This is a genomic window from Bradyrhizobium sp. (genome assembly GCF_049581145.1).
Taxonomy (GTDB): Bacteria; Pseudomonadota; Alphaproteobacteria; order Rhizobiales; family Xanthobacteraceae; genus Bradyrhizobium.
Genome location: NZ_JBAURI010000898.1, coordinates 1 through 7,394, shown reverse-complemented (window position 1 = coordinate 7,394; position 7,394 = coordinate 1). Strand labels below are relative to the sequence as shown.

Sequence of the window (7,394 nt, the reverse complement as noted above, 5' to 3'; positions counted from 1 at the left end):
ACGCAAGACGTCGTCGGTTCTGGTTGGCGCCGGCCCCCTCGACCACGCCAAGGCAGTAGTCAAGTACGGCCTCGTGAAACGACTTGTGTGCGGGTGTCAGTTCATAGGCGCGCTCGGCGGTCTCGTGATGCGGGAAGGCACGGTCCTCGCCCCAATCTCGTCCGGTGATGTCAATACGCCGGCGCTGCACGAAATGCCGTGCCAGACGGACGCGGTTTGCCTCGTTTTCGAGCGCACCTTCGCTGAACGCGGGGTCAAGCAGGCTGAGCAGCCGGTCAAATGCCGCCTCGTCACCGCTGTGCGGCGTGGCCGTCAACAGGATCAGATGCCGGGCCTTGTCGTCGGCAAGACGTTTGAGAAGCTCAAAACGCTGCTGCCGGCTTTGATGGGTTCCTACGCAGGCGTGTGCTTCGTCGACGACAACCAGCGCCGGGCACGAGCGCCCGAAGCTCTCCCTACGGCGCTCGGCCTTAATGTAGTCGAGGCTGACGACCGTGTAGGGATGGGCGTCGAACAACGTCTGGGATGCGGGAAGCCCGCGTTCCAACCGCGCGGCCGACGCAGCCGTGACTGCGACCGCATCGAGATCGAACTTAGAGTTCAGCTCACCCGTCCATTGCTCGACGAGATGCGGCGGGCATAATATGGCGAAGCGATCGGCCTCGCCGCGGTCAATCAGCTCGCGCAGGATTAGGCCGGCCTCGATCGTCTTCCCGATGCCGACATCATCGGCGATCAGAAGCCGGACGACTTCAAGACGCAACGCCATCAGCAGCGGCACCAGTTGGTAGGCCCGCGGTTCAAAGTTCAGCCTTGCAGCCGAACGAAACGGCCCGGCGCCTCGGCGCAGCGACAGTCGCAGGGCTTCGGTCAGGAGGCGCGCTCCCTCCTGTGTGGCTAGCTGGTCGCCCGTTGGGAGCGCAAAGCGAGCCGGGCGCACGGTCTCGCGTTCGAGCGCCGGGTGAATGACCTGGACATCGGTCTCGGCGCCGGCGAGCGGACGCAGGCAGAGGATGTCGTCGTCAGGCGAGGGAAGGGCGACCCATTCCCGTCCACGCGCGTAAACGAGATCGCCTGGAGCAAATAGGGCGGTCATGCTGTGGTTCCGAGCAATTCGACGAGCTCGGACGGCGGTTCAGCGCCCGGCTTTTCGGGCAGTACGGCGACACCATAGCCGAGTCGCTCGGCAGCGTTTCGGGTTGCTTCATCGATCGGCCCAAACGACACGGCGGCAAGATGTGCAGGCCAGGTGATAGGCAAGGTAGTGCCATTGATTGTAAGGGGTGGGCCGTCAGGCGAAGGCAGGCCCCATCGCGTAAAGGCTGCATGCCACTCGTTCAGGCCATCGGCGCCTTCACCGCCGCCTGCCGCCACCCGCGGCGCGGCCACTACGTCGCTTGCGGCTAGTCTCAGCAAGAGCTGCAGCGCGTCCTTGTCGGTACGGTCGATCAGCTCATGATCGGGCTGATTATAGTAAGACAGCAGGCAACGGTAGCAACCCTTGACGCAATTGGCGTCCTCGACCTCCTTGAGCAGCGACGGATCAGCGTCCTCGATCGCCGGGGAAAGGCCACGGTAGTGCATGAGTTCCAGCGCAGCTTGTGCGACCTTCGCCAATGTATCCCGATCGCCGGTCAGGCGCCCAAGCACGCCGGCACCGCCTTCCGTCGCCTCAAACGCAAGAATGCCGCGCCGTTTCTCGCGCGAAGGCACGGGTTCTGTCTGAATCTCGCCTTCCTCAAGCTGGAAGACGATCTCGAGGCCCCGTGCCAACGCGTGTTGAACGGTAGTCATCGCTTCTTCGGACAGGGGATCATCCGCAAGACGAAACAGTAGGGCGTTCTTGTTATCCTGAACGATCGGAACCACGCGTTGTTTGACGGGCTCATCAGGATCAGCGTCCGGTTCATCATCAACCGGGCTTCCCGTCCAACGACCGGTTGCTGGGTCGATGCCAAAGCCAAAGATCGATTTCTCCTTGCGGCGCCGAAGGCCCTTGTTGAGGCGGCTGATCGACGCTCCAGGTGCGTAACTCAATCTGGCAACGGGATCGACTCCGATACTTGCCGACGCCGCCACGACGTCAAGACCCTCCTCGCGCTGCGACCATGCGAAGATCGTTTGGATTTCAAATCCCTGCCGTTGACGGTCTTCGTCATTTGCGGTGATTCGTTCGGCGGGCTTCGTTTCTACGTTGTCGATGCGAAGCACATTGCGGATCGGATGAATGCCTGCCATCGCGCCGTTGCAGGCGTGGCATCTCTCTGTCTCTTTCAAATGAGACGCGCCGCAATCATCGCAAATGTAAACGGCCGTCGTGGCAAGGCGGCTGCCGTCTTCAGTCCGCGCTCCCGGTGGCAGCTTCGCCTTCCAGACGCGATAGGCGCGTCCCTCATGATAGATCAGGCTTCGGGGGCCGAATTCCGAGATCGCTATGAACCGAGCGCGCTGCAGATAGGCGGCCTTTGACCCTTGCCCGGTGGCAGGGACATAGGCGTAGAGAGGTAGCCGCGGGAAGTTGTAACCAGGGAGTAAGCCCTCTGTTGCAAGATAGCGGTAGGTGTAGAAATCCGACCCATTGCTTGCGGCGCCTCTCTCCAGGAGAGCCAGCTGTTCGTTGGCCTGCGCTTGCTGGGTCTTGGCCTCCCTGCGCTCACTTGGAGACAACCCGTGCATCTCCGACCGGCGATTCGCCTCGAGCAATTGCGCACGTGCGCCCTGGTACAGCTGTCGCCACCGCTCAAATGCGTCCGAGAAGTTCTTCGAGGCGAGCGCCGCGGTGCTCTCCGCGAACGCGTTGCGATCCATCGCCCAAGGTGCCGCCTCCGTCGTAAGCTCGTCTCTTACACTTTCAAGCAGCCGCCGCATTGAGAGAGCCGATCGCTCCGTCAGTTCCGGATCGGCAAATGCCTTGGTGATCTCGGCTCGAACAGGGAGGGCGGCATCACTTAGGTCGAGCACATGCGGGATGTCGGGTTTCAGCTCCTGCGCCGATTCTGCGAGCCACACGGCATGAAGATGCGACCTGATCAGATCGCGGTTGGCAAGTTCGATCGCAGGTGGGCGAACTATGCCACTGACCATCGCTTCGCGTTTGCCAAAATAGTACTGGTCGTGCGGGCCCTGTGCTGAACAATAGGTCACGACCAGTGCGGCCTGCCCGGACCGGCCGGCGCGTCCGCTTCGCTGCGCGTAGTTGGCCGGCGTTGGCGGCATGTTACGCAAATAGACGGCATTCAGCGCGGAAATATCGATGCCAAGCTCCATGGTCGGCGAGCAGAAGAGAACCGGAAGAAAGACATCAGGTTCTCCGGCGAGGCGCAGCTCGTCCTTGTTCTCCTTCAGCATCGCCTGATCTTCATCGCCAAAACGGAAGCGCCACTCACGCCACTCGCGCCGGTTCTGGTCCACTTGCGCGGTGTGCTCGCGTCCTTCGATACCGAACAAGGCAGCGCCATTGCCAACAAGTGCGTCCGCCAGCGTGGTGTATAGCTCGACGAAATAGGCGTTCACGACCCGGCCATCGACGCGTCCATCGCCAGCGACGAGCCTGACTGCGTCCGCTTTCAGGCGCCATCCTTCGACATCGAAGACGGTCGCCACGCTGGTCACAACGCCGTACTGCGAGGCAGCTTTCAGGAGAGCGGTAATGACTTCGAGGTAGGTCTTCTGGTCAAGACGCTTGCCCCACAGTGCCGGACGACTTAGCTGCCGCGCTAGGCGACTGCGCGGTCCCGCGCGCACGATCAGCGGCTCGCCGCGCACGCCGGCTTCAGCTTTCTTCGGCGCATTAATGATTAGCGAGCCTGCAATCCGCGGCGCTTCCTGTACTGATATGGACCATGGATCACGCAAGCTCTGTCGCGCCGCGTTGCCGGTCGATTCCACCAATGCTGGCTCAAGCGCATCGGCGGTGATGGCGAGACCCTGTCGCATATAAGTCAACAGTTCCGTAAGGGCCTGCCTACGCTTGTCGGCTGCAGTGTTTCGGATTTCCGGCGGCGCGTCCGCGAAAGCCGCATCGTCTTTGGCGATTTCGTCGATCGAAAGGTACTCGGCCCGCACGAGACCCAGCTCTTCGAGATTGGGATTGGTGAATCGCCATCCGCGCCGCTGGTCCGCCCATACACGATAGGCCAATACACGCGACAGCGTTTGTTCCGCATTCAGCGGCGCCACGCCCTTGCTGTGTGGATCGAGCATCCACTCCTGCCGGCGTCCGTGATTGGCCGCCGTAAATCCAAGGACTGCCTGCACGTGCCGACCAAAATCCGCTTCGCCAAGTCCCCCGGAGCCGGCATTCCGAACTGCTGCAAAAATCGCTGCGCGCAGCTGTGCGACGAACAGGAAATCGTTGAAATGACCAGCCTGCAGCGCCGCATCCTGCCGGTTATCGGTAAAGCCGAGTAATTTTCGGCTATACCGCGGGAGTGCAGCGGCACGCTTGTTCATCCAGCGCACCGCGCTCGAAACCAGTAGCGTCGTGGCTGAACTTCGACCTTCTGCCGACAGACCTGCAAGCTTATTGATCTCGCGCGCCTGGCCGGGTGGCTGATGCTTGCACGCGGGGCAGAAGCGGAATTTGCCTGGCATGAACCAGGCAGGACGTCCGGTCGAGCCCACGAGGCCAGAGGCGTCCACGGTCAGCGGCTCCGGGGCGAACGCCTTTCGGTCTTTGCGAAGCCTGGGCGCCCCGCCGCGATCCAGCTCGAGCCATTCCTCCGGATAGCTCTCCAGTCCGCCGTCGAAGGTAAACTCATCGTCCTTTTCAGGTACGGGCATAAGATAGCCCGGCCGCTCTGCGACGTCGGGATCGTCTAGTGGTGTATCGTCAATATCGCGCGGTAAAATGTGCGCCGCGCCGTCCTTAACCGCCAACGCGACCGGATGATGCTCCTGGCCGCAGCGCCGGCAGAAAAAGGTCTGATAGAGCCGTGCTTCCCTGTCCCCCGGATCGAACTGCTGCCCTTCTAGCGTGACTCGGCGCTGCCCGCCGCTCCGCAGCGTCGCATAGACGTGCCCAGCGCCAGAGATGAAGCGGTGCAGCTTGAAAGCCATGAAGGCGCGGTCACCGGTGCCGCCGCGTTCGTCTGCGGGTCGGCTTGCGAGGATCAGAAAGGCCTGCAATTGGGATCGACAGCGCGGCTCGTCACAGCCGGTTTGCTCGGAGAGCCGTCTCGCTGCTTCGGCCACGGTGACCGGCTGACGGCGTGCAAGACGCTGGCCATCTTCAAGGCCAATCTGGAGCTCTGTCCAGACTGCGAGCGGATGTCGGTAAAGTGTCTCATCGTCGAGACTTGACGGGAGATCGGTTTCGATCGCCGTGACCAATGAGGCGGCTAGCGTCGTTGGCTTCAGTGCTGGGTCGGTACAACGCTCCAAGCTTTCGCCAATCACCGCATCGGGCGCGATTGCCGTTCCAAACAGACGGGAAGCAACGTTTGCAACGACCTTCGCCCGCTCGGCATCATCTCCCTCCGTTGCCATCGTGGCAGAAGTTCCGATGCAAATTGGCGCCTTGCTAGGACAAAGTCGATCGCGTGCGCGGCGAACCAACATCGCAACGTCGGCGCCTTGTCGTCCACGATAGGTGTGAAGCTCGTCCAAAACGATGAAATTCAGGCCATGGGCATTTGCGACTACGGCGCGATCGAGCTGGTTCTGCCGCGTCATAAGCAGCTCGAGCATCATGAAGTTAGTTAGCAAAATGTCAGGCTTGGCCTCACGGATACGCTCACGCTCCTCCTGGCTCTCTTGGCCGGTGTAGCGAGCAAAGGTCGGCCGCAGATGGTCGGGTATGCCGGACTGCTTTATGAACCTGTCGAGTTCCTCGCGCTGACTATTGGCGAGGGCATTCATTGGATAGATCACAATGGCGCGGGTGCGAGGCGCTTGTCCAGCGACGCGAGCCCGTATTGCTGCGTCGATAATCGGGATAAAAAAGCACAGCGACTTTCCGGAACCAGTACCGGTGGTAACGACGAAACTTTGGCCCGACGCGGCTTTGGCGACGGCCTGCGTTTGATGCCGATGTAGGGTCAGCCCTTTGCCGTTGATACTGAAGACCTTGGCGGTGGATTCGTGAAGTGTTCCACCGCGAACAAGCTGATCGACGGAATCCCCCGGCTTGAACCTTGGATTAATGCTCAGGAGGGGATCAGGCCAAAACCGGTCGCTGGAATAGAGGCTCTCGACCTGTTCTTGAATGTCTCTTGCGCGGATCTTGGTGAAGGATCGGGCAAATCGCTCGTAATCCCGCACAAGTGTGCCATCGAGATCGAAAACATTCACGATAGCTGGTCCCCTTCAGCACCCTCTAGTTGCCCGCAGTCTATAGATACGGCCGGCCGAAGCAATTGGCAGAAAATATGATCCCAAGCGCTTTGTTTCCTATCAAAGGAAGCATAAAAGACAACAATATCAAAGCCTTGACCGAAGCGTCGATTGAATTCGGCTTAGGACATCTCACCAGCTGGTTTGATGACTTCGGCGGCGGCAAATTCGCCCCACGTGTCGTCAATTAACACCACGCTTGGTGAAGCATGCCGGGCGTGATTCCGAGGACCCGTATTTACCTCCTTATTCAATACCCGCTGGCCCGCTGGGGTTCAAGATGAGGGCTTGGCCCCCCGCCGATCACGAACCCTTTTCCAGAGTTCGGCGCTTCTCGGCACTTCGGCTTCTGCGCATGAAGCCCATTCATTGAGGTGGTGATGCCCTATCAAGTTCGAATGTTTTGGGATGGATACGATCCCCACCCAGCTTTTGCCGATCTCGACCAAGCCATCTCTTACGCAAAGGGTTTGTTGGCGAGGCTCCCGGAGGATGCCCATATCGAAACAGAGGTTCAGGTTCTGGATAGCAACGACAGGATTGTATTCGAGTATACGCTTGGGGCACTACGCCTCGCGCTGTTCATTGAGCTAAAGTATAAGCCAGTGGGCCCATTACGAAACTTCAATGAGCGATTAGCGCTCACGGTTTCTCGCGTCTTCTCGCACCTTCTATAAGGCGATATTCGATGGCAGAATTTTCGGTCGACTTCTACTCAAGCGCGGTGGTACCGATCGATCTTGCGTTCGGCGGCTCAGTGCTTGCCAAAGCTACGGGCTTCGTCTGGCGCGATGGGAAGGAGTTCTTTTTGATCACAAACTGGCACAACGTCACCGTAACCCCGCGCACGCAAATTGATGGCACACCCCGGTCGTTCTGAGCACGGTATCTGATGGGCCGCGGGGCATCGCCCTCACTGAGCGTGAGCGGCGGGGCGCGGCGATCAGGTGGGGGTTGACGGATCGAGCTGATCGACGAGCTTGTGGAAGACGGCCTCGAAGTCGGGGTCGTAGCTGTCGGGGTTGGCTCGAATGAAGTCGATGACTTTGCGGTAGCAATCA

At 60.3% G+C, this 7,394-nt stretch carries 4 protein-coding genes; 2 read left to right on the top strand and 2 right to left on the bottom strand.

Features of this window, described 5'->3' with window-relative positions; genetic code table 11:
• Together WCB02_RS29520 and WCB02_RS29515 are read right to left on the bottom strand one after the other, a co-directional pair.
• Nucleotides 1-1,096: DEAD/DEAH box helicase (locus tag WCB02_RS29520; protein WP_423963428.1), on the bottom strand; the 1,096-nt coding region annotated here is incomplete at its 3' end.
• The gene (locus WCB02_RS29515; protein WP_423963426.1) at nt 1,093-6,291 is read right to left on the bottom strand and encodes a DEAD/DEAH box helicase; all 5,199 of its coding nucleotides are present in this window, start codon (nt 6,289-6,291) and stop codon (nt 1,093-1,095) included. The genes WCB02_RS29515 and WCB02_RS29520, both read right to left, overlap by 4 nt.
• A 65-nt stretch (nt 6,292-6,356) precedes the next feature.
• Between WCB02_RS29515 and WCB02_RS29510 the strand changes: the two genes are divergently transcribed.
• Nucleotides 6,357-6,524, top strand: a complete 168-nt coding sequence (locus tag WCB02_RS29510; protein WP_423963424.1) for a hypothetical protein — start codon at nt 6,357-6,359, stop codon at nt 6,522-6,524.
• Between the two features lie 497 nt (nt 6,525-7,021).
• A complete protein-coding gene (locus WCB02_RS29505) occupies nt 7,022-7,213 on the top strand; it encodes a hypothetical protein (protein ID WP_423963421.1) in 192 nt (63 codons plus the stop codon).
• The last annotated feature ends 181 nt before the right edge of the window (nt 7,214-7,394 follow it).